The sequence below is a fragment of the Ralstonia sp. 24A2 genome (assembly GCF_051783885.1).
GTDB lineage: Bacteria > Pseudomonadota > Gammaproteobacteria > Burkholderiales > Burkholderiaceae > Ralstonia.
On the sequence record NZ_JBPVZD010000003.1, the window covers coordinates 1,328,351 to 1,350,219 of the forward strand.

Genomic DNA, 21,869 nt, shown 5'->3' on the forward strand with positions numbered 1-21,869 from the left:
GTCTTCATGCCTGATTTTTGTACTGTTTAATTCTATTGATTTGACCGGTTTCGCGCTTGTTCGAATAAAAGAAATTGTGAAATGTTTCGGTTTCTTAATAATTGAAAACGGCGAAATATTTCGATTTCTTAATAATCGTGGTTTGCCGCCTGGGAGCGCTGCAAAGCCTTGAATTCAAAGGAAATGTTTCGGTTTCTTAATGATCCATTTGTGGTTGTCAACTTCAACGAGCGGAGTGTACTATTTCGCGCCAGTCGAGACCAACATTTAACTCGCCAATTCCGGTGAATATGATTGGATGTCGACGCACCGCTTTGAAACTTTGAAGAGTCTCGCCGTGGCCAACTCCCTGTCTATTTCCCGCGTTCTCCGTTCCCTCATCGTGCTGGCTGGTGTCGCTGCCCTGATCACAGGCTGCGCCACAACCAACCCAGGCCCGCAAACGGACGAGGCATTCAAGCAAAGCATGTCGGAGGCGGAAACTGCCGCCAAGGGTGGTCAGCAGGACAAGGCCATCGAGCTGTATCAGCAGATCGCCAAGGTCAACCCGACCCGTGACGAACCGTGGGTGCGCATCGCCCAGATCCAGTTCGGTTCGGAAAAATATCCGCAGGCCATCCTGGCCGCAGAAGAAGCGCTGCAGCGTGATGGCAGCGACCGTCAGGCCAAGAGCATCCTGGCAGTGAGCGGTCTGCGCGTGGCGCGCCGTTCGCTGCAGGAGCTGCGTGCTGACAGCGCACTGGCAGGCGACGTCAAGACCGATGCACAGGTGCTGGCCAAGATGCTGCGTGACACGCTGGGCGAGCAAGTCCTCTTCCCGGGCGAGCAACAAGCCAACAAGCCGGTCGTCAAGCGCCGCCCGGTCGTCAAGCGTGCCGTTCCGGCTGCAACCGAGGCCGCCAACCATGGTGGCGCAGCGGCTCCGGCCGCCACCGGCGGTGCCAGCGGCAGTGCCGATCCGTTTGGCGCGCTGCGCTAAGCGTTGCACGAGTCCCGCATCTGTGGAGGAACGAGATGGCCAAGAAAGAAAGTGTGCAGAAGCGTCTGCAGAAGGTGCGCCCGCCGCGCGTGCAACTGACGTATGACGTTGAGATCGGCGACGCGATCGAGCAGAAAGAACTGCCGTTCGTCGTCGGCGTGGTGGCTGACCTGTCGGGCCAGTCGGAAGTGCCGCAACCCAAGCTGCGCGACCGCAAGTTCGTCAATATCGACCGAGACAACTTTGACGACGTGATGTCGGCCGTGGAGCCGCGCGCGGCCTTCCAGGTGCCCAACACGCTGACGGAAGAGGGCGGCCGTTTTGGTGTCGACCTCAAGTTCCGCTCGATCGAAGATTTCAGCCCCGAGGCCGTGGTCCAGCAGGTTGAGCCGCTGCGCCAGCTGCTGGAGGCGCGTTCCAAGCTGGCCGACCTGCGCAACAAGATGGCCGGCAACGACAAGCTGGAAGACCTGCTGGCCGACGTGCTGAAGAACACCGAAAACGCGAAGAAGCTCGGCGCCAAGACAAACGGGGGCGAGGATGCTTGAGAACCAATCCGCTGCGCAGGGTGCCTCGGTTGCAGAGGAGGTCAGCCTGCTCGACAGCATCGTCGAGCAAAGCCGCGTTGCCAAATCAGACTCCGAGCGTGAGCGCGCCAAGGACATCATTGGCGAGCTGGCCAGCCAGGTGCTCAACGGCACCGTGGTGGTGTCCGACAACCTGTCTGCCACGATCGATGCGCGTGTGGCCGAGTTGGATCGCCTGATCTCGTCGCAGCTGAGCGCGGTCATGCATGCGCCGGAATTCCAGAAGCTGGAATCCACTTGGCGCGGGATGAACTACCTGGTCAAGGAAACGCAGACCGGCACGACGATCAAGATCAAGGCGCTCAACGCCACCAAGCGCGATCTCGTGAAGGACTTCAAGACGGCCATCGAGTTTGACCAGAGCGCGCTGTTCAAGAAGGTGTACGAAGAAGAGTTCGGCACGTTCGGCGGCGCACCGTTTGGCGCGATGATCGGCGACTTTGAAGTGACGCGTCAGCCTGAGGACATGTACTTCATCGAGCAGATGGCGCACGTGGCCGCCGCCGCGCATGCACCGTTCATCGCTTCGTCGTCGCCTGAGCTGCTGGGCCTTGAATCGTTTGCCGACCTGGGCAAGCCGCGCGACCTGGCCAAGGTGTTCGACACGGTGGAATACGCCAAGTGGAAGTCCTTCCGCGAGTCGGAGGATTCGCGCTACGTTGGCCTGACCCTGCCGCGCTTCCTGGGCCGTCTGCCGTACAACCCGAAGGACGGCACCACCGTTGAAGGCTTCAACTTTGTCGAAGACGTGGATGGCACCGACCACAGCAAGTACCTGTGGTGCAACGCCGCCTGGGCCTTCGGTGCACGCCTGACGGCGGCGTTTGAAGACTTCGGCTGGTGCGCGGCCATTCGCGGTGTGGAAGGTGGTGGCCTGGTCGAAGACCTGCCGACGCACACCTTCAAGACCGACGACGGCGAAGTCGCGCTCAAGTGCCCGACCGAAATCGCCATCACCGACCGCCGCGAGAAGGAACTGAGCGACCTCGGTTTCATCCCGCTCGTCCACTGCAAGAACTCCGACTACGCCGCATTCTTTGCCGCCCAGTCGGTGCAGCGGCCGAAGAAGTACGACACGGACAGCGCCAACGCCAACGCGGTGCTGTCGGCTCAGCTCCAGTACATCTTCTCGGTGTCGCGTGTGGCGCACTACCTGAAGGCGATGATGCGCGACAAGATCGGCAGCTTCGCCTCGGCCAAGAACGTCGAGACGTTCCTGAACCGCTGGATCTCGCAGTACGTGCTGCTGGACGACAACGCCACGCAAGAACAGAAGGCGCAATTCCCGCTGCGCGAGGCGTCGATCCAGGTGTCGGAGGTGCCGGGCAAGCCGGGCACGTACCGCTCGGTGGCGTTCCTGCGTCCGCACTTCCAGCTGGATGAGCTCTCGATCTCGCTGCGGTTGGTGGCCGATCTGCCCAAGCCAACCAACTCGTAATCACATTCCTGACCGGACTCTCCCCGGGGGGGAATGTTCGGGCCTAACCACGCGTTGCGCTCGTTACATATTGCAGTACCAACAACCTATCTATTGAAGAGGGTCTCTGTATGAAGGATATCTACGTCAAGTTCGACAGCCCGGCAATCAAGGGGGAGTCGCAAGACAAGGATCACAAGGATTGGATCGAGATCAACAGCTGGTCGCAAGCCATCGTGCAACCGCGTTCGGCCACGGCTTCGACCGCCGGCGGTCACACCGCCGAGCGCTGCGAGCACCGCGACATGGTGTTCTCGAAGGATCTGGACGTGGTCAGCCCGCTGCTGTACCAACACGCTTCGGGCGGTACGACCTTCGGTGAAGTCACGATCGAATTCTTCCGCGCTGACGGTGAAGGCAACCGCGTGAAGTACCTCGAAGTGAAGCTGAAGAACGCCATCCTGAGCGAAGTCGATTCGCAAGTGGTGGCCCAGGGCATCCCGAGCGACACGTTCAGCCTGCGTTACGCCGCTGTGCAGTGGAAGTACACGCAGCAGAAGGGTGCAGGCGGCCAAGGCGGTAACTCGCAAGGCGCCTGGAGCCTCACGAAGAACGACAAGACGTACTCGGTCTAACGTTTTAACGTTTGGCGTTCTGATTGCAAGCGCCGCAGCCGTACGCTGCGGCGTCTTGCATTGGCATCGGCACCTGCAACCGCAGCATGAAAGGCTTCGAACCCAGCCTGCTCGACAAGCTCTTCGACGACGAGCCCCACGCGCCCATGCCCACGGCATTGCGCCAGCTCTCGCTGGAAGAACTCAAGAGCACGGTCGCACGCGACATTGAATCCCTGCTCAACACGCGCATCGTGTTTGAGGAGGATGACTTGCATGGCTTGCCGGAGTGCAAGCGGTCGCTGCTCACCTATGGGCTCAACGATTTTGCCGGCCTGAGCCTCGCCAGCTTCTACGACCGCAATTACATCTGCCAGTCGCTTACCAAGGCGATCGAGCGCCATGAACCGCGCCTGCAGCATGTGAACGTGTCGCTGGAGATCAACGAGCGGGCGACGAACGCGCTGTGCTTTGGGATCAGTGCAGTGCTGCTGGTCGGGCCTGCGCGCGAGCCGGTGAGTTTCGACGCCACGCTGCAACCGTCCACGCTGCGCTACTCCGTTTCACGCGGACGCGGCTGAGATTGCCTTCGGGCCTGAGTGCACCGATTGACGGCCTCAGGACCTGTACCGGACCGCAAGGAAGATGGAAGAGCTGCTGCCCTACTACGAACGAGAACTGGCCTTCCTGCGCCGGTACTCGCGCGACTTCGCCGAGCGGTATCCGAAGGTCGCTGGCCGGCTCGCCATGTCAGGCGAGGGCTGCGACGACCCGCACGTCGAGCGGATGATCGAGTCGTTCGCCTTCCTGACCGCGCGCGTCAGCAAGAAGCTCGACGACGATTACCCCGAATTTACCGAGGCGCTGCTGGAGGTTCTGTACCCCCACTACCTGCGTCCGTTTCCCTCGTGCTCGGTGGCGCATTTCGATGTGCGTGGCGTGGCTGCGCAGTTGAGTGCCCCCGTCACGATTGCACGCGGCACCTTCCTGACCACGCGCATTGTGCGCAAGGTGGAGTGCCGTTTCCGCACCGCGTATGACGTGACCTTCGCGCCCGTGCGGGTAGCCGCGGCCACGTTCGAGCGCGCCGTGTCCGCGCCGGCCGCCGTGCAATTGCCCAAGGGCGCGACCGGCGCCATCGCTATCACGCTGGAGCACGTTGGTGAGCGCGGCGGCTTCGAGTCGCTGGCGCTGGATAAGCTGCGTGTCTACATGGATGGCGAACCGTCGTTTGTGGCGGCGCTGGGCGATGCACTCTTCTTGCATACCGCTGCTGCGTACGTGGAGGGCGAGCGCCCCGGCGTATGGAAGCGCCTGGCCGGCGTACCGTTGCTGGAAGTCGGCTTTACCGAAGACGAATCCCTGATCGATTGCCCGGCGCGTTCACACCCGGCCTATCGATTGCTGACCGAGCACTTCAGTTTCTCGGAGAAGTTCAACTTCTTCGACATCGACCTGGCGGCACTGCGGCGCGGTCTGACGCCCGGCACGCCAGTGCGCAAGCTGGTCCTGCACCTCGTGCTGAAAGACGTACGCAGCGATTCCCACGCCGCGCGCCTGCTCGAGAACCTGCAAGCGGAACACCTGCGTCTGCACTGCACGCCGGTGGTCAACCTGTTCCAGCAGAAGGCGGACCCGATCCGCATCGAACACACCGCCAGTGCATATCCGGTGGTGGCCGACAGCCGCCGCGCACATGGCTTTGACATCTACTCGATCGACAAAGTACAGCTGGTGCGCGAGACGACCGCGCACGAGCAGGTGACGGAGTTCCGCCCGTTCTACTCGCTGCACCACGGCGAAGAGCCGGGCCGCGCAGGCCACTACTGGCTGGCCCGCCGCAACGAGATGGTCGCGCAGCGCAGCCCAGGGTTTGAGACCGAGATCTCGATCGTGGATACGCAGTTCGACCCGGCCAGCCCGCAGACCGATACGTTGAGCCTGTCGGTCACCTGCACCAATCGCGATCTGCCAGCAACGCTGGCGTTTGGTCAGCCCGATGGTGACCTGTCGATGGAGGGCAGCTCGATTGCCCGCAACATCACCTTCCTGCGCAAACCGACGCCTTCCATGCGGTTTGGCGGTGGGCGCGCGGCGCAGTGGCGGTTGATCTCACTGCTGGCGCTGAACCATCTTTCGCTCGTACAGAATGGGCTGCCGACTTTGAAGGAGATGCTGCGTCTGCATGACTTGCCGCGTAGCGCGATTTCTGCCCGGCAGATCGAAGGCATCGTGGGTCTGGACTACCAGCCAGCGACGCAGTGGCTGGCGGGCAAGCCGTTCGCCACCTTTGTGCGCGGCCTGGAAATCCGTCTCACGCTGGACGAAGACGCCTTTGTCGGCACGGGCCTGCATCGCTTCATTCGCGTGCTGGACCACTTCTTCGGCCTGTACGTCCACATGAACAGCTTTGTACAACTGATCGCGGTGTCGCGCCGCAGCGGCAAGGAACTGGTCAAATGCGCACCTCGCAGCGGCGAATCGATCCTGGTGTGATCCGCCGGCTGCTCAAGCAGCCGCACCGGTACCAGTTCTTCCAGGCCGTGCGCTTGCTGGAGCAGCTCTTCGCACGCCGCGGCAGTCAGGCGCCCGAGCAGGCGCTTGCCACGCGGGTGAGCTTTCGCAACACGCTGTCTTTGTCGTTTCCGCCCAGCGAGCTGCAGGGGATCGAGGCCGCAAGCCTGACGCCCGACATGCTGGAAACCGACGAGGCCTTCATCGCCGCGTTGGAAGAGGGCGCGCTCGACAACCTCGCCATTACGCCCTCCTTCTTTGGCATGCTCGGTGGGCAAGGCGCCTTGCCGCTGCGCTACACCGAGATCGTTGCTGAGCGCGAATCCGTCTGGCGCGACCGTGCAGCCCGCGCGTTCTTCGACATCTTCTCGAATCGCGCGACGGCGTTGTTCTACCTGGCGTGGAAGAAGTACCGGCTGCCGTTCCAGTACGAAGTCGACAACAGCAAGCACTACCTGCCGCTGCTGCTCTCGTTGGCCGGCGCGGCGGACAAGACGCTGCGCAGCGATCTGACCGGCACACCCGGCGCCATCCACGACGAAGCACTGGCCGGCTATGCCACCGCGGTGCGCCACCGCCCGGTGTCTGCCGCGTATCTGCAGCGCGTGCTGGCGGACTACTTCCAGGCGCCGGTGCGCGTGGAGCAATTCGTGGGCGGCTGGTATCACGTGCCTGCATCGCAGTACACGCGGCTTGGCAGCACGAGCAATGTGCTGGGCGCAACTGCCCTGGCCGGTGCCCGCGTCTGGCAGCGTGATCTGCGCGTGCGCCTGTGGGTCGGCCCGCTCAAGCGGGCGCAGTACCGCAACTTCCTGCCCGGTGCGCCGGGCGCACTGGCGCTGCGCAAGATGCTGACCATCCTGTGCGGCACCACGCTCGAATTTGAGATCAAGCTGATCCTGCGTCAGCAAGACGTGACTGGCTGCACGCTCGGCGCACGAGACAGCGGCAGGATTGGGTGGGACACATTCCTCTGTTCGCGTCCCGCACAGCAAGACCGCAGCGACGCACGCTACACGCTCGCACCGCTGCACTGACACTAACAACCGACACCTTCTCGACCCTTCGGAGCCCTGCCGCCATGGCCATCCCACTCAAGACCCTGATCGCCAAGCTGAACGCGACCAGCCGGCAGGCTGCCGAGCGCGCTGCCTCGCTGTGCATGGCGCAAGGCAACTATGAGGTCGACCTAGAACACCTGTTCCTGGCACTGCTGGAAAACCGCCGCAGCGATTTCGCAGTGGCCGCGCGTGCCAGCGGTATTGACCTGGCAGCGCTGCAGCGTGATCTGGAAGCAGAGATTGGCCGCTTCCAGAAGGGCAACACGCGCACGCCGGCGTTCTCGCCGTACCTGCCAAAGCTGTTCGAGCACGGTTGGCTGATCGCCTCGCTGGATTCCCAAATCACGCGCATCCGCTCAGGCCATCTGCTGCTGGCCTTGCTGACGGAGCCGAGCCTGTCTGCCTTGGCTGAGCGTGGCTCGCGCTTGTTTGCCAAGTTCGAGGTCGATCGCCTCAAGCATGACTTCGAGCGCATGACCGCCGGTTCGGACGAGCAGGAGCAGGCCGTCGATATCGCTGACGATGCAACCGCTCAGGCCGAAGATGGCGGCAAGCCCGCCGCAGCGCTGTCGTCTACGCCGGCACTCGACCAGTTCACGGTCGACCTGACGCAGTCCGCTCGCGATGGCCGCATCGACCCGGTCATCGGCCGTGACGCCGAGATCCGTCAGGTGATCGACATCCTGATGCGCCGCCGCCAGAACAACCCGATCCTGACCGGCGAGGCCGGTGTGGGCAAGACCGCCGTGGTGGAAGGTCTGGCCCTGCGCGTGGCCGCCAACGACGTGCCGCCGCCGCTGCAAGGCGTGACACTGCGCACGCTCGACATGGGTTTGCTGCAGGCGGGCGCCAGCGTGAAGGGCGAGTTTGAGAACCGCCTGAAGAACGTGATCGACGAGGTCAAGAAGAGCCCGAAACCAATCATCCTGTTCATCGACGAGGCGCACACCATCATCGGCGCAGGTGGCCAGGCTGGCCAGAACGATGCGGCCAACCTGCTCAAGCCGGCCCTCGCGCGCGGCGAACTTCGCACCATTGCTGCCACCACGTGGAGCGAATACAAGAAGTACTTCGAGAAGGACGCCGCGCTGGCTCGCCGCTTCCAGGTCGTCAAGGTGGAAGAACCGAGCGAGCCGCTGGCGGCTTCCATGCTGCGTGGCATGGCGCCGCTGATGGAGCGTCACTTTGGTGTGCGCGTGCTGGACGAGGCGATTACCGAGGCGGTGCGTCTGTCGCACCGTTACATCAGCGGGCGTCAGCTGCCGGACAAGGCCGTCAGCGTGCTGGATACCGCCTGCGCCAAGGTGGCGCTGGGTCAGAGCGCCATGCCCGGCGCCATTGAAGACGACCAGAAAACGCTTGAGCGCCTGCAAGGCGAGATCAACGCGCTGGAGCGCGAGCAGAGCGCTGGGGCAGAACACGATGCGCGCCTGGAAGCCCTGAACGTGCAACGTGCCGAACTGGAGCAGCGCGTCGCCCAGAACACCGAACGCCTCGCCAAGGAGCGCGAACTCGTCGCCCGCATCCAGGCCCTGCGCGAAGCGCGCGAGAGCGGCACCACACAAGCCGGAGAGGAAGACGCGCTGCCCGTGGCCGCCAACAGCAACGTGGTGTCGATGCCCAAGCGCGCCCGCACCGCGGATGAGCCGGACGAACTGGCCAAGCTGCTGGCCGAACTGCGCACGCTGCAAGGCGAAACCCCGATGGTGCCGTTGCAGGTGGATGGCCACGTGGTGTCGGAAATCGTGTCCGCGTGGACGGGCATTCCGCTCGGCCGCATGGTCAAGGATGAGCTGCGCACGGTGTTGAACCTCAAGCCGCTGCTGGCCGCCCGCGTGATCGGCCAAGCGCACGCACTGGATGCCGTCGCGCAGCGCGTGCGCACCGCCACCGCCAATCTGGAAGACCCGAACAAGCCGCGTGGCGTGTTCCTCTTCGCTGGGCCGTCGGGTGTGGGCAAGACTGAAACGGCATTGGCGCTGGCCGACATCCTCTACGGTGGCGAGCGCAAGCTCATCACCATCAACATGAGCGAGTACCAGGAGGCGCACAGCGTGTCGGGTCTCAAGGGCTCGCCGCCGGGCTACGTCGGTTACGGCGAGGGCGGCGTGCTGACGGAAGCCGTACGCCGCAACCCGTACAGCGTCGTGCTGCTGGATGAAGTCGAGAAGGCCCACCCCGATGTGCTGGAGATGTTCTTCCAGGTGTTCGACAAGGGCGAGATGGACGACGCCGAAGGCCGCCCGATCGACTTCCGCAACACCATCATCATCCTGACGTCCAACGTCGGGTCGTCGAACATCATGCAGGCGTGCCTGAACAAGGCGGCCGAAGAACTGCCAGACGCCGATGCCCTGGCCGAACAGCTGCGCCCAACGCTCTACAAGGCGTTCAAGCCGGCGTTCCTCGGCCGCATGAAGGTGGTGCCGTACTACCCGATTTCCGACGACGTGCTGGCCGAGATCATCACGCTCAAGCTGGGCCGCATCCGTGACCGCGTGGCCGTCAACCACAAGGCCACCTTCCAGTGGGACAACGCGCTGGTGGAATCCGTGCTCGCACGCTGCACCGAGGTGGATGCCGGCGCCCGCGCGGTCGACCACATCCTCAACGGCACGCTGTTGCCAGAGATTGCCGAATCGGTGCTCACGCGCATGGCCGAGGGCGGCAGCGTTGAGAAGATCAAGGTGGGCGTCGGCAAGAGCGGCGAGTTCAAGTACCGCATTCAATAAGCGAGCACACCATGGTCTCTCCGACCGAGCTGGCAAACCTGCTGCGCGCGGCCTTCACCCAGGCCAACCGCCTGCTGCGGCTGGAAACGCCGCTGGGGCCGAACGCGCTGCTGCCCGAACAACTGGACGCCGCCGAGCACACGGACGCAGGTGGCTTCCGCCTGGAACTGACGGCGCTGTCCGACAACGCCGACATCGATTCCACCAAGCTGCTCGGCCAGCCTGTGCGGCTCGACCTGCTCACGCAGCAAAGCCGCAGCACGCTGCGCCCGTTCCACGGCCACGTCACGCGCTTTGAGCAGCTTGGCGCCAATGGCGGCCTGGTGCGCTATCGGCTGGTGATCGAGCCGTGGCTCGCCTTCCTGCGCTACCGCCGCGACAGCTTCCTGTTCCAGGACATGTCGATCATCGAGGTGATCGACAGCCTCTTTGGCGACTACCAGGGACAAGGGCGGCTGGTGCCCGCATGGCGCTGGGCGCTGCGCGACAGCTCGGTCTACACGCGCCGCAGCGTCATCACGCAATACGAAGAGAGCGACTTCGATTTCGTCACGCGCCTGCTGGCCGAAGAGGGGTTGTTCTACTTCTTCGAGCACGAAGCCAAGGATGGCGATGCGCTGGGCGTGCACCGCATGGTCATCGCCGATGCCAATGACGTGTTCACCGATAACGCGCAATCCAGCATCCGCTTTGGTCGTGCGGACACTACCGCCACCGAAGACGTGATCGACCGCTGGCAGGGCACGCGCCGCTGGCAGACCAACGCCGTGTCGATAGCAAGCTGGGACTACCGCGCCAATGCCAAGCGCACGGCGCAGCTTGGGGGCCAGCAGCAGGGCAGCGACGGCCCGCAACTGACGCTGCAGGACACCGACTATCCCGGCCAATACTGGTTTGAAGACAACAACCAGGCACAGCGTGTCGCACGGCTGATGATGGAAGCGCTGGAACTGCGCGACAAGCAGTTCGATGGCGAAGGCAGCGTGCGTACGCTGGCGACCGGCACGCGCTTCAAGCTGACCGACCACTTTGATCACGATGAGGGCGACCAGCGCTTTGCCGTGCTGGCCGTGACGCACCAGGCACGCAATAACTTCAACGACCGCTTCGGGCAGGTGCTGACCGAAACGCTCGGGGCATTGAAGGATGGCGATGTGCTTGGCGCCGGCAGCAACAAGGGCGCTGGCGAAGACGCCACGTTCTACCGCAACCACTTCACCGTGGTGCGCGACAGTGTGCCCGTACGCCCCCAGCAGAGCGACGAGCAAGGGCGCGCACTGCACCCGCGCCCGACCGTCAACGGCAGCCAGACCGCACTCGTGATTGGCGCCGATGGCCCGGTGCATACGGACCGCGACCACCGCATCAAGGTGCAATTCCACTGGCAGCGCGGTGCGCGCTCGGCTAGCCGTCAGTCGCACCCGGCTGGCGATGACAACGCACGCGCCAGCGCAGGCCTAGGTGCCTGGGTGCGCGTGGCCGCGCCCGTTGCTGGCCCCAACTGGGGCGGTGTGGCGCTGCCACGTGTGGGCCAGGAAGTGCTGGTGGAATTCCTGCAAGGCGACATCGACCGCCCCGTGGTAGTGGGCGCCGCCTACAACGGCACTGGCCAGACCGACGCACAGTACAACCAGAACCAGGCCGGAGCGGCCGGCGCTACCGGCAACGCGCCCGCCTGGTTTGCCGGCGACAGCAAGAGCCAGGGCGCCTACGCTCACAACGCGGTGCTCTCCGGCATCAAGACGCAGGCGCTGGCAGGCAGTCAGGCGGGCACGTCGGGCTACAACCAGCTTGTGTTTGACGACACGGCAGGCCAGGGCCGCACGCAACTCAGCACCACGCAGGCCGCCACCGGCCTCGTGCTGGGCCACCACAAGGAACAGATCGACAGTGCCCGTCAGGCTGATCTCGGCCACGGCGCCGCGCTTGCCACCGACGACAGTGGCAGCGTGCGCGCAGGTGCCGGTCTTCTGCTCACCGCGCACAGCGCTGGTACAAGCGCAGCACTGCAAGACAGCGAAGCTGCTGCCAGCCAGATCGAAGCGACAAGCGATCTGGCGGAATCCCTGGCCGAGGCTGCGCAGAAGCAGAAGGCCGGCATGGCCGACGAGCCTGCTGCCAAGGAGCTGCCTGCGCTCAAGCAGTTGCGCCACACCACGGAAGTCCTGCGTCACGCAGAGAGCGGGCGGGAAGGCGCTCAAGCCGTTGCCTATAGCGAGCCGCATCTGCAAATCTCCGCGCCCAAGGGCATCGTCACCACCACGCCCGTCGACGCCGTGATTGTTGCTGGCACGCAGGTGATGCTTGCCGCCAAGCAGGATGCGAATGTGGCTGTGGGGGGCAACCTGTCTGTTGCCGTGGCCGAAGGGCTGAGCCTGTATGCGCATGGCAAGTCGCTCGGGCAGGCAGGGGATGCCACACCGGGTATCGCCATGCATGCCGCCAGCGGCAAGGTGGGTTTGAGCAGCCTCAAGGGTGAAAGCCACCTGGTGGCAGAGAAGGCCGTGACCGTGGCGTCCACGCAGGCCAGCGTGACGGCAGAGGCCAAGCAGTATGTGCTGGTCAATGCGGGTGGTGCGCAGATCAAGGTGACCAACGGAACGATTGAGCTGCATGCGCCGGGGATGGTGACGTTTAAAGGGGCCCGACACGCGTTTGTGGGGCCCGGCGGTAGCCCTACGATCCCCCCTCATATGCCGTACTCCACTGTTGTTCCTGCCGAACGGTTTGCGATTCGTGTGCAGCAGCAGTATGGGCGAGGTTCGTTGGAGGGGAAACCGTATCGCCTTGAGCTGGGTGGGCAGACGTTTGAGGGGGTGATTTCAAACGGAATCATTGATCACCCCGCTCCGCCGGGTGTGAGAAAAGGGAAGTTGACGGTGTATGCCTTTGGAAAAGATCGGCAACCATGGGTATGGGATCTTGACCTCAAGAAGCAAAGCTCGACTAACCAGCACAAGGGGATCCAGTCGCGTCTGAAGAATCTTGGGTTCTATGACGGAAAGATCGATGGAGACTTCGGGCGAAAGAGCCAGGCTGCTTTGCGGCGCTTTCATGAGTCTCAAGACCAAGCCGCCACGTCAGAACTGGTTGCGCAGGGCTTGACGAAGCTCAACCATCGTCACGACATATAAGAAAAGGGGATTCTGGGATGGCTTATGGGAACCACGATCTGAGGCGTGGCGATCATGATGGCAATACTGCGAACAACACCCCCCCAAAGTGGGGCGGCGTTGAGGATCCACCTGCATCGCCAGCTTCCGCTGAGACTCCTTCGCAAGGGGGGGGATCGGTTGCCGTGCTTGGGCACGTAGAACAACTGCAGCGCGATCTGCGGGAGCTTGGATTTGTGCTGGTGGGGACGCCTGATGGTTCGTTTGGACGAGGGACGGAATGGGCTGTCCGCGAGTTTCAGATCTATGCGAGCATGGCACGCGTGGCGCAGCTCAATCGTTCCCGTCTGCACCAAATGACGAATGACCCTCAGACGGGGGAGGCAGCGCACGAAGTCGCTGCGCTAGGGACTGCACCCAACACCGATCCACCTGAATCTTTCTATGTAGCCTCGCTCGAGCAAGCCACCAATACAGCGCGGTATACCGGCCCAATTAGCGGACTGGTGAACGAGCGAACCAGACAGGCGATCGCTCACTGGATTGGGAACGGCTACAGATGTCCCGTTGTCATCGAGGCGTGGAATATCGCGCATGGGCAGCGAACAACCACTGCCGCCAATGGTGTGAATATCTGGCGTTATAACGAGCTTCCCAATTCTGCGCCTCGCATGTTCTATCGGGATTTCAGCGGGTATTACCCATATCCAGGAACGCGGGACGCTAGCCAATACCAGGTACTGGGGACTTACAGCAGTTATTCCACATATGGTGGCCCAGCGAGCCTTGTGCCAAAGCATACATGGCGTGAAGAGGCCGAAATGACACCCGAGTCTCTGATTGACGCTGCAACGACCGTCGCAACGTTGCAGTCGAACTTGACTGGGGCGACCGCCTCGACCTATCGCGCCGTTCGCGCAGCTGCAGAGCAGGAGTGCATGGGTGCGTTCGATTCCGTCAACGCTTACGACGATGCACTGGTGTCGCTAGGCCCATGTCACTGGACGATGGGCATCATGCCAGACGGGGGATATAAGAACGGTGAGCTCCCCGGTTTTCTTGCTTACGTGCTATCCAAGAGCCGTGACGATTACCTGACAGCCTACGGAAACTTTGGGCTGTACCCCTCGGACACGTGGGTCGGCAGCAATGAAGGCGCACTCTGGAATGCGGGGCAGCGAAAGTACGCGGGTTGGATTCGATCTCATGATGACAACGTAGACCCGCTTCAAGCACCTGACAACGTTGCGCAACTACCGCTTGTTGATCGGGACCCCGCAGAGGCGAACTACTACAAGAACTGGCATTGGTTCTTCAGGTGGGTCATGGCGGGACGAACAATACAGACCGTTCGCCACTCGATGTGGGATATGGTAAGACTCCGTCTTCGTGACGTGCTGGGTATTTCGGTGACAGTGACTTCTGGTTCTGTCACGGTGAATGGAACGCTAGGAACGATTTTCACTTCCGAGAAGGCTGCGGCAATCCTGTTGAGATGGCACATTTTTCGTCCAGCGCATGTGAGTGGGGAGCGCGTGCGAAATTCGATCGTGGCGGCAATCCAAGCGAATCCCACGCTAAGCTGGAGTCTTGCCCCTGCGCAGTGGACGAACGCGCACGAGTCTGCTCTTACAGCGCGACTCCTCACAGATGCAGCCCAAGTCAACGCTACACAAACAGCTTTGGCAAACTGGCCCAACTATGCTGGGCGCGCAGACCGAAACTACGTTGTGGGAACTGAACTCGGCTCCTTATCGGAGGCGCGTGGTTCGTTTGTTTTAGATGCCACTGGACTATGACAATGAGACTTTGTACAACTGGCATAGCGTTTCTTCTTCTGGGGTGTGCGCCAAGTGCGCAATCCGATGGTGGTGCGTCTGGATCGCAGGTGAGCCGAGCTAGCATTTGTGCCGCGCCGACTCCAGAAGCCCGAGTGAAGATCGAGATAAATGCGGAGAGGATGGCGAGTATTTGCCGCGCAGATGGAAAAGGTGACTGTTTATATACCTTTTCCAATGGCAAGACCTTCGTCTATGGTCAACCTGATTTCGATGGCGACGGCAGACCCGACTATCTCATCAAAGATTTTTCTGGTGCATATGGTATGCATGATGTAGTGCACTTCATGGGCTATGCCAACTGCTCCGACGGCACATACGTGAAGGTATTGGATGATTTCCTGTCAGACGTGCGAGTTAAGGACAAGGGGAAAGCGAAGGGATGGCTAGATCTCGAAGTTAGTCGTTCATGTTTTGACGATAAAGTCGGGGATGTCATTAGTCGTAGGTACGTTCTTAGCTTTGACAGCAAGAAATCAGCTTATGGCGCCCCCAATGCGGACCCGCGATTGGCGAAGTATTGCAGCGCGTTCGAACTTGCGCTGCCTCCTCGCTCAGAGGGAAATTGACTTCGCATTCACCACGAGAAGAGCTAAACCAACGGTGTTTTTGACGGACGTTATCGCAGCAACAGGTGGTCTAGCTTTGAACGTTGTTGATTCGTTGCGGTGAGTCGCCAAGACGCTGACTTCATTCTGAAAACCGCGTGACCCCTTTTTCTTCAATACGTCCCGCTTCGCATGCCCATTGCCGCCACGCCGATTCTTGACGGCCTGCTCTCAGACACACTCATCCAACAAGCGCAATTCGATCTTGCCCGCCAGCGGCTCGATGCCTTGCCCGGCGAACTCGAGCCCTACCCCAATGCAGGTGAGGCCCTGATCTGGCTGCATATGGAGGACATCCTGTCCGACGAGGATCTGGAGGAAATCGAATCCTTGTCGGTCTCGCAGGCCGGTTTCGCAGGCAATGCCGCGCGCGTTGAGGCAGTTCAGCAACTGCATGCAGCAGTGCAGCGCGAAGCCGAGGCATACAGCAAGGAGCTGCTGAAGCAATCGGACAAGGCCATGCTGGATGCTCTGTTTCCAGGGCCGCGATGGCTTTGGCTGTGTGGTGGCGCAGCCTTTGCCGTTGCCGCAGCATGGTACGTATTTGCACCGGACGCAACGCCAGGGTGCGATAACCCTCGTGTGCAGCAAGCGTTTCGCAGCGCTGCGTTCATGCAGAGCACGAGGGATGCCTTTCGATCGGCAGAGTCCGCGTCAGTGAACTACTTGTCGGCGCAGTTTTCAGACGTCAAGGAAGTGGGCTACGTCAAGGAAGAGCGCTCACGTGGCTGCACAGCCACCGTCAAGATTGGTGATCTGGCGGTCCCCATGGGCTACAGCATCAGTCCCACGGGCAAGAACGGCGAGATGTTGGTGAAGGGTGAAGACCCGCGCGTTCTGCGTGCCCGGTATCGGCAGATTGACGAAAAGCTAGGCCAGCCGGCCGGCGCCTCTCGCCTGCGCACGGCCTTCACAAACGGCGTGGACGACTTCACTAAACAGACTCGACCACTCCAGCAGGATGCGTTTGATGCGGCGCGCAAGCGCAAGCGCGAGATGCGTGGGGAGCCCCCCGAAACCGACACGCGCACCGTGCGCAATGTGCAGCCCCTGAACAACTGCACGGCACTTGGCAATGGCAAGTGGTCTTGCCGGGTACAGGCCGAGTATCGCGATATCGTTCTGTCCGCACTGGGCCAATCCGAATGGCAGGTCATGGAAGGCGACTTTGACTTTGTTCAGGATGGCGAGACTTGGCGCGTGAGTGATGGCTTTGCTCACCAGTACGTGAATGCAACCGTGCGCGCCCGAGTGGCGCTCCTCAAGGGCGATGAAGTGGCGGAACGTCTGGAGGAAATCCAGAACGCGAAGTACAAGCAAGCACAGCCTGCTGCACGGCAGGAAGAAAGCAATCCGGTTTCGGAACCCAACCACTGATTGGTTGCATGATTTCTGGATTCTTGTAGGCAACAAGGCGTTTCAGCTACGCCTGCATTGTTGCTTACGTCTGCTTGGCCCACATAGCGTCAACGTCCGCAAACGGATGCCAAAGCGTCGCCGCAAGACGGGGCCTTGGCGGCGGCATACCGTTTAGTGTGCAGGTGACGACTCCATCCGAGCACACCCATATCCCGATGAAAAAGAATGTCTGACGCGCCAGAGAATCCACCCGGTGAAATCGCCATCGTCGGCGCGGTGATCATCTTGTTGATCGTCCCCCTAGCGCTCTTCCTGATCGTCTTTGGCTATGCCGACCCCTATCCACTGAGCGGCGTGCAAAGCGCGCGATGGTGGTGGCTGCGGTACCCGCTGGTCATCGCTGGGTTCATTGTGTGCCTGATCCCGCAGGCCATCATCGCAAGCCGGATTGACGATACTGACTTTGCAAAGGAGTTTGAGAAGGTGACGGACGGAATGAACGCTGTGCTGTTTGCCACCGCGATTGCCGTCGTTACGTTCGGCGGCAGCACCCTGATGAATCTGTACAACGCCTCATACGGCGAGGGGTCGATAGTGAAGGCAAGGCGCTTGAGCACGTCCGTTTCTCCGAAAGGTAATCGAAGCATTGGCCGCACCGAGGTTGAATACGAGTTTCTGGAGGGGCCGCTAAAAGGAGAGACCCTTCGGTTCAGTTGGAGTGGTACGAGCGAACACGGCGCCCGTGCCGACGATGGCAAGATTGCCCTGATCTCGATGAAAAGAAGTTGGATGGGGATGTCGTTATTAGGCGTGTACGATCAGTAACTCTGCGCATCAGGGCGTGGGCGCCGGACGCGGTTCAGCCCGTTGCTGGCCGCATGTCGGTAGATTCTGGGTGCCGCAATCTTCATATGAAGATTTAGAAACAATCCCCCTAAACCGACCCGCCCTGAGTAGCATCAGCACCGTTGAATCCAATCGCAGCCAAGCGAGGATTGCCCTATTTTCAAACGCACCAACATGGCCCCACTGCTTCGCGTTGCCGTTGCCCCGATCTTCGCTGCGCTGGTCGCCAGCCCCGCACTGGCCGGCGAGGACGCGCCACTTCAGGTGTCGTACCGGCAAGTCCTCACCGAGTATTTCAAGGACGCCCCCAGCGCTGCCAAGAAGTACGACGGCCATCGCCTTGAGTTCAAGGGGCAGGTGTACCCGCTGTCCGACGACAGCCTGAACACGCTGGCTGTTACTGAAGACCTCAAGGTTGGCGCCCCGTTTCAGGATGACCAGCGCGACGCGCTGAAGGCTGCATTTCCTGACAACAAAATCTCGGCGTACAAGCTCAGCAAGGACATCACACTCGATTGCCTGAACCGGCAGTTCGTTGGCCTGACGCTGGCGCTGGCTGATTGTCGACTCATCAAACCTTGAGGACTCGTCGACCTAAGTCAATGCAGGTCTCTGCAAAGCGTACTGCAGGGGACAATCGGCATCAATCAATCCAGCGAGTCAAATGGGTTGCGAACCGACTCCGCCATTCTTCATGACTTCTACTGCATATCGATAGAGAGCGCACCGCTGATGTCAGAAGCATCTACAACAGCGTCTACCGAAACCTCGGGTGAAGAGCCAGGGGAAAGCGGTGCCGGCACAATGGTCGGTCTCCTTTTCGGCGCCATCTTCACGATTTTTCTGTCGCTTTTTCTCTACGAGCTCAACCCCTATCCGCATTGGGCGGGGGATCAGAGTTGGCTATGGTGGCTGGTGCGCTGGCCGCTCGTTTTTGTCGTGTCGTTCATCTTGTTGATACTGATGACGATGGGCGCCTCAATGCTCATACCGGCAAGCGAGCGCGCTGGCCCGGTTGATCTCTCGGGCGCTGGCAGCGCAATGTTCTTTTGCCTGTTGATCGTGGTCGGGGCCAATGGCGAGAGCCTGATGAACGTATATAACGCCGCCTTTGCTAAACCGCTGCTCGTGCTTGCCAGATGCGATGACACCCGATCGTCGCCCGGGTCGGGGTATCGCAGCACGAGGTCGACCAGCCATGTCAAATTCCAGTTGTTGGACGGTCCTGATGCCGGGGACTTCCTTTCGACGGGCGGGAGTAGCCCATCCACTACCGGAGAGGCGGTTTCGGTCGCACGGGGCAATCGCTATGTGTTGGAGATAAGACGCAGCTGGATGGGCGTGTCGATCGTGGAGGTGCGGTACCCAGACGACAAGCCACCGCTCGATCGTTGAACAAAGCAAAGAGACATGCCCGGGGACGCTCTTCAGAGGCGATACCGGGAAGGCATATCAATCTTCTCGTCTAGTTACATCATGGCAACTCTTCCGTTTGAACAACTGCTGGCCCCGCTGCCTGGCGCGCAACCCTGCGGCGAAGACATGCTCTTCTCCGCCGAATTCGACAGCATTCAAGAGGCACGCCGCTTCGACGATCCGTCGCTCGACCAAGGCGAGTGGGTGACCGAGATCAAGGAGGCCGACTGGCGCGCCGTGATTACCGAGGGCACGTCGCTGTTGCAGAACCGCACGAAGGATCTGCGCCTGCTCGCGTGGCTGACCGAAGCGCTGTCGAAAGAGCGCGGTTTTGCGGGCCTGCGCGAGGGCTATGAGTTGATCTCGGGCCTGTGCGAACAGTATTGGGAACACATCTATCCGCTGCCCGAGGCGGACGACCCCGAGGCGCGTACAGGCAGCATGGCATGGCTGGCTGCACGTTCGAGCCAGTTGATCCGCGAAGTGCCGCTGGTGGATGCGTCCAAGGGCGGCTACAACCTCGTCGACTGGGAAGTCGCGAGCAGCTTGGTCGAGGCGATCCGCCGCGATCCGGATCAGGCCGATGAGCTCGCGCGCGGCAAGGTTACGCAGGAGCAGTTTGAGGCTGCACGGCGGTCCACATCACCGGCGTTCTACAAGACGCTGCATGACGATGTGGTGGGTTGCGGGGCCGCGTTGCTGCGGTTGCAATCCGTGCTCGATGGGCGCGCAGGTGACCATGCTCCGAGCTTCCGTGCGGCCCGCGAGACGCTGCAGACGGTGCGTGCGTTGATCGAGCGTTTCGGTGGCAAGCCCCCTGAGCCCAAGCCGGTTGCGGTGGAAGCCAAGGCAGCCCAGCAAGCTGCCGGGCAGGCCGCAACGGAAGCGGTTGTCGCAACTGTAGTGGGGCCGATCCGCTCGCGCGCGCAAGCACTGGATCAATTGCGTGAAGTGGCGGAGTTCTTCCGTCAGACCGAGCCGCACAGCCCGGTGGCCTATCTGGCCGCACGCGCCGCCAAGTGGGGCGACATGCCGCTGCATGCCTGGCTGCGCACGGTGGTCAAGGATGATGCGACGTTGTCGCAGATTGAAGAGCTGCTGGGTTTGGGTGATCCGTCGCCGGATAGCGCAGGCTGATCTTCTATATGGGCCCCAACCAGGCACGGTGCCTGGCGTGGGGTCTATGCAGATGCAAACCTCGTCAACTGCTCGAACAACCGCCGCAACCACTCGATCCGCAACTGCTGGAGCTGCAGCTACTTGAGCTACCACTGCTTGAGCTGCAATTGCTCGACGTGTCGCTCCCAGAGCCTCCGGAGCTGACTGGCATTCCCGGTCCGCCCATCATCGATCGGTATCCGGCCCAGGCTGTGCCGGTCAGCACGCTGGTACCACCCAACGCCGTCATCCACAGCAGGTCGGTCTTCGACCAACGGGCATCGGACGCCTGCTGGCCACGCTGACGGTAAGCATCGAGCGCGGCGTCCGCTGTCGCGGTCGGTCCGGCGCTACCAACGCCGACCAGTCGTGCGGTCAACCACCAGTACGCGAATCCGAACGACGCTATTTCGATCAACAGCCACATCACCGGACGATCTCGGATCAGGCCGACAAATACCTTCGTCACGCCGAGCCCGAGTACCAGCAGCGCAATCGCCCACGCAGCCAACGTCGTTGCGCGCATGGAGCCGGACGTCCACATCCATCCCTGACCTTGCAGCCGCGCTGTCATATCGGAGGCTTCGTTGACGAGTCGATCTCGGAAGCTCGGCCATGGCGAGCGGTGCTGCTTTTGCTGGTTTAGCCACACCCATGCGTTCACGTGGCGCTCGGGCGTGTGCTCCGCGTTTGCGACCACGTAGGTCTTGCGGTCGCGGCTTTTCTTCGCTGGGTAGGCAATGCGGATCGCGCCTGCGTCGAGCATCGCGAGTGTTGCGACCTGCGCCATTCGCGAAGCGTCGCCTGCAATGAGTGCAGCCTCGTCGGGCGTAAGCGTATGCGGCGTGCTGCCGTGCGCCACTCCCCGCGGGCGACGCTTGTACGTGAACTGGTGCAGGCCCCGGATCGACAGACAAGCCATCACGCACACGCCCAGGTAGAACGCGAGAAAGAGCGGCCCCGGATAGTTCAGCACGCCGGCATCCGGCGCAGCATGCGTAGTGATGGCGATGAGGGTGACGCCGATCGTGAGCCACGCAAGCGGCTTGATCCGGCGAGCGGTCGAAACACGCGGCGGCGGGGCAATGCTGCGCGGACGCCATGCGGGACCATCCGCCTCTTGCGTGCCATTGTCCGGCACTTGCTCAGCCATGCCTTCCGGCGTCGGCCAGACATCGGGGGGCGGTTCGACGCCGAACGCACTCCGGTAGCTGTCGAGCGTTTGCTGGTAGTGGCGCGCGTAGGTGTCCTCTTCACCCGGCGCGCCGATGCCCGGCGCATGGTGGAGCGGAGCGCGCAGTACTTCCGCGCAGAACACCGTCCAATAGTCTTTTGAATACTGCAGGTGAAGATGCCATGCGGCATCGATCGCCTCAGACGGCGTGACCGGGTGCCCGGCATACACCGCCAGATAGGCAAAGCGCTTGTACTCCTCGATGACGGTCAGGGTAAACAGAGACGACCATCCCTCGGCTTCTGCCAAGCGGCGGCTGAAAGGCATCGGGGCGTCAGGCGCATCGAGCGAATACTGGCTCAGTCGAAGCAGGCAAGCGTCGCGATCCGCGTTGGTCGGAGCGGCGTGAGGCACAGACGCGGAATCGGATTCCGGAAAGGCGGAGGAAGGGGC

17 protein-coding genes are annotated in these 21,869 nt (G+C 61.8%); 16 read left to right on the forward strand and 1 reads right to left on the reverse strand.

Annotated features, from left to right (window positions below; all coding sequences use genetic code 11):
* The first annotated feature begins 337 nt into the window (after positions 1 to 337).
* From ACS13N_RS23580 to tssA, 16 genes are all read left to right on the forward strand, one after another.
* A complete protein-coding gene (locus tag ACS13N_RS23580; RefSeq protein ID WP_438934013.1) occupies positions 338 to 979 on the forward strand; it encodes a hypothetical protein in 642 nt (213 codons plus the stop codon).
* Positions 980 to 1,014: 35 nt separating this feature from the next.
* A complete protein-coding gene (tssB, locus tag ACS13N_RS23585; RefSeq protein WP_438934014.1) occupies positions 1,015 to 1,527 on the forward strand; it encodes a type VI secretion system contractile sheath small subunit in 513 nt (170 codons plus the stop codon).
* Complete coding sequence (tssC, locus tag ACS13N_RS23590; RefSeq protein WP_039599337.1) at positions 1,520 to 3,004, forward strand: type VI secretion system contractile sheath large subunit; 1,485 nt, start codon at positions 1,520 to 1,522, stop codon at positions 3,002 to 3,004. The genes tssB and tssC overlap by 8 nt, the downstream gene beginning before the upstream one ends.
* A 110-nt stretch (positions 3,005 to 3,114) precedes the next feature.
* On the forward strand, positions 3,115 to 3,618 hold the full coding sequence (locus ACS13N_RS23595; protein WP_039599336.1) for an Hcp family type VI secretion system effector: 504 nt from the start codon (positions 3,115 to 3,117) through the stop codon (positions 3,616 to 3,618).
* Positions 3,619 to 3,704: 86 nt separating this feature from the next.
* Positions 3,705 to 4,178 carry a type VI secretion system baseplate subunit TssE gene (gene tssE / locus ACS13N_RS23600; protein ID WP_021193543.1) on the forward strand — a complete coding sequence of 158 codons (474 nt, stop codon included), beginning with the start codon at positions 3,705 to 3,707 and terminating at the stop codon, positions 4,176 to 4,178.
* 64 nt (positions 4,179 to 4,242) lie between these two features.
* The gene (gene tssF, locus ACS13N_RS23605) at positions 4,243 to 6,093 is read left to right on the forward strand and encodes a type VI secretion system baseplate subunit TssF (protein ID WP_438934015.1); all 1,851 of its coding nucleotides are present in this window, start codon (positions 4,243 to 4,245) and stop codon (positions 6,091 to 6,093) included.
* Complete coding sequence (gene tssG / locus ACS13N_RS23610) at positions 6,057 to 7,148, forward strand: type VI secretion system baseplate subunit TssG (RefSeq protein WP_438934016.1); 1,092 nt, start codon at positions 6,057 to 6,059, stop codon at positions 7,146 to 7,148. The genes tssF and tssG overlap by 37 nt, the downstream gene beginning before the upstream one ends.
* 44 nt (positions 7,149 to 7,192) lie before the next feature.
* A complete protein-coding gene (gene tssH / locus ACS13N_RS23615; RefSeq protein ID WP_438934017.1) occupies positions 7,193 to 9,904 on the forward strand; it encodes a type VI secretion system ATPase TssH in 2,712 nt (903 codons plus the stop codon).
* An 11-nt stretch (positions 9,905 to 9,915) separates the two neighbouring features.
* Positions 9,916 to 13,038, forward strand: coding sequence for a type VI secretion system tip protein TssI/VgrG (tssI, locus tag ACS13N_RS23620; protein ID WP_438934018.1), 3,123 nt, complete (start codon positions 9,916 to 9,918; stop codon positions 13,036 to 13,038).
* Positions 13,039 to 13,055: 17 nt separating this feature from the next.
* On the forward strand, positions 13,056 to 14,816 hold the full coding sequence (locus ACS13N_RS23625; protein ID WP_438934019.1) for a peptidoglycan-binding domain-containing protein: 1,761 nt from the start codon (positions 13,056 to 13,058) through the stop codon (positions 14,814 to 14,816).
* Positions 14,817 to 14,950: 134 nt separating this feature from the next.
* Entirely contained in the window at positions 14,951 to 15,424 is a 474-nt protein-coding gene (locus ACS13N_RS23630; RefSeq protein WP_438934020.1) for a hypothetical protein, read from the forward strand.
* A gap of 171 nt (positions 15,425 to 15,595) precedes the next feature.
* On the forward strand, positions 15,596 to 16,840 hold the full coding sequence (locus ACS13N_RS23635) for a hypothetical protein (RefSeq protein WP_438934021.1): 1,245 nt from the start codon (positions 15,596 to 15,598) through the stop codon (positions 16,838 to 16,840).
* 207 nt (positions 16,841 to 17,047) lie between these two features.
* The gene (locus ACS13N_RS23640; protein WP_438934022.1) at positions 17,048 to 17,647 is read left to right on the forward strand and encodes a hypothetical protein; all 600 of its coding nucleotides are present in this window, start codon (positions 17,048 to 17,050) and stop codon (positions 17,645 to 17,647) included.
* 195 nt (positions 17,648 to 17,842) lie between these two features.
* A complete protein-coding gene (locus tag ACS13N_RS23645; protein WP_438934023.1) occupies positions 17,843 to 18,250 on the forward strand; it encodes a hypothetical protein in 408 nt (135 codons plus the stop codon).
* 87 nt (positions 18,251 to 18,337) lie between these two features.
* Positions 18,338 to 19,063: a hypothetical protein gene (locus ACS13N_RS23650; RefSeq protein WP_438934024.1), complete on the forward strand. Its 726-nt coding sequence runs from the start codon at positions 18,338 to 18,340 to the stop codon at positions 19,061 to 19,063.
* 81 nt (positions 19,064 to 19,144) lie between these two features.
* Positions 19,145 to 20,221, forward strand: coding sequence for a type VI secretion system protein TssA (tssA, locus tag ACS13N_RS23655; RefSeq protein WP_438934025.1), 1,077 nt, complete (start codon positions 19,145 to 19,147; stop codon positions 20,219 to 20,221).
* A gap of 64 nt (positions 20,222 to 20,285) precedes the next feature.
* Here the strand turns inward: tssA and ACS13N_RS23660 are convergent, their stop codons facing one another.
* Positions 20,286 to 21,725: a TIGR04222 domain-containing membrane protein gene (locus ACS13N_RS23660; RefSeq protein ID WP_438934026.1), complete on the reverse strand. Its 1,440-nt coding sequence runs from the start codon at positions 21,723 to 21,725 to the stop codon at positions 20,286 to 20,288.
* Positions 21,726 to 21,869 lie beyond the last annotated feature (144 nt).

Coding starts and splice junctions, on each gene's coding strand:
- tssB (WP_438934014.1), top strand. CDS start 1,015: ATGGCCAAGAAAGAAAGTGTGCAGAAGCGTCTGCAGAAGGTGCGCCCG.
- tssC (WP_039599337.1), top strand. CDS start 1,520: ATGCTTGAGAACCAATCCGCTGCGCAGGGTGCCTCGGTTGCAGAGGAG.
- ACS13N_RS23595 (WP_039599336.1), top strand. CDS start 3,115: ATGAAGGATATCTACGTCAAGTTCGACAGCCCGGCAATCAAGGGGGAG.
- tssE (WP_021193543.1), top strand. CDS start 3,705: ATGAAAGGCTTCGAACCCAGCCTGCTCGACAAGCTCTTCGACGACGAG.
- tssF (WP_438934015.1), top strand. CDS start 4,243: ATGGAAGAGCTGCTGCCCTACTACGAACGAGAACTGGCCTTCCTGCGC.
- tssG (WP_438934016.1), top strand. CDS start 6,057: ATGCGCACCTCGCAGCGGCGAATCGATCCTGGTGTGATCCGCCGGCTG.
- tssH (WP_438934017.1), top strand. CDS start 7,193: ATGGCCATCCCACTCAAGACCCTGATCGCCAAGCTGAACGCGACCAGC.
- tssI (WP_438934018.1), top strand. CDS start 9,916: ATGGTCTCTCCGACCGAGCTGGCAAACCTGCTGCGCGCGGCCTTCACC.
- ACS13N_RS23625 (WP_438934019.1), top strand. CDS start 13,056: ATGGCTTATGGGAACCACGATCTGAGGCGTGGCGATCATGATGGCAAT.
- ACS13N_RS23635 (WP_438934021.1), top strand. CDS start 15,596: ATGCCCATTGCCGCCACGCCGATTCTTGACGGCCTGCTCTCAGACACA.
- ACS13N_RS23640 (WP_438934022.1), top strand. CDS start 17,048: ATGTCTGACGCGCCAGAGAATCCACCCGGTGAAATCGCCATCGTCGGC.
- ACS13N_RS23645 (WP_438934023.1), top strand. CDS start 17,843: ATGGCCCCACTGCTTCGCGTTGCCGTTGCCCCGATCTTCGCTGCGCTG.
- tssA (WP_438934025.1), top strand. CDS start 19,145: ATGGCAACTCTTCCGTTTGAACAACTGCTGGCCCCGCTGCCTGGCGCG.